This is a genomic window from Sulfitobacter aestuarii (assembly GCF_042685005.1).
In the GTDB taxonomy this organism is placed as follows: Bacteria; Pseudomonadota; Alphaproteobacteria; order Rhodobacterales; family Rhodobacteraceae; genus Sulfitobacter; species Sulfitobacter aestuarii.
In genome coordinates, this window is the sequence record NZ_JBHUMP010000071.1 from 1 (window position 1) to 1,014 (window position 1,014).

The following is a 1,014-nucleotide window of genomic DNA, read 5'->3' on the forward strand; positions in this document are numbered from 1 at the left end:
GGGGGGCGACGTTTTCGACTGGCGCGGCTGTCACTGCTCTGGCGATGGCCCAGATGAAGCCGACCATCTCGCGCGCAATGGCCGTTGTAACGACTACCTTCGCCTTACCCGCGGCAACCAGATGGCGGTAGCGTCGGCACATCCGCAACTGCCCCTTCCAGGCGATGTCACGCACGGCCTGGGGAAGATTTTCGATTCTGTCGTGAAGCTTGCGACTGACGCGCGCTTGCATGCGATAACTCCACGCGCCCTCGATCAGCACGCGCCGCGCAAGCCCGCTGCCGGCCTTGGTGATTCCGCCCCGACGCACACTGGCGCCGCTGGAATGTTCGGAGGGTGTGAGCCCCAGATAGGCCATCAGCTGGCGGGGATTGTCGAACCGGTGGAAATCGCCGACCTCGGCCACCACTGTCACGGCAACGATGAAAGCAACGCCGCGCATCGCCTGTATTGCTTCGACCACCGGGGCGAGGCTCCAGCTCGGCAGAAGGTCGGCGATCTGCCCGGTCAGCCGCTCGATCCTGGCCTCGGCGTCAGTCACGGCATGGATATAATCCTGAAGCACGATTTGCTGGGCCGGGTGCTCGAAGCGGACTGTCGTCAGCCAGCGCCGATAGGCCTTTGTCCAGCCCTTCTTGCCTGGATAAATCCGGCCGTGGCGCAGGAGAAATCCCTGGAGATGCTGCCGCGCCTTACCGGTGACGCGCACAGCTGTCGCCCGCGCCCGGACCAAATCGCGCATTGCTTCATGGGCGGCATCCGGCACCCAGACCGCCGTCAACTCGCCCGCCCTATGCAGCTTTGCCAGCATCACCGCGTCGCGGCGGTCGGTCTTCACCCGATCGCCCGCCTTTACCGGAATGAGTGACGGCGCGACTACGATGCAGTCGTGCCCCAACCCGATAAGCTGGCGGTGCAGACCATAGCCGCATGGCCCGGCCTCATAGCAAAAATACAAACGGCCTCCGTGAACACCCAATTTCTCGACCAACTTCCTGATGTGGTCCGGCCGAT

1 protein-coding gene is annotated in these 1,014 nt (G+C 63.8%); it reads right to left on the minus strand.

Features of this window, described 5'->3' with window-relative positions:
• Nucleotides 1–1,014 (minus strand): IS110 family transposase (locus tag ACFSUD_RS19620; protein WP_386376190.1); only part of this gene is annotated, 1,014 nt, incomplete at both ends.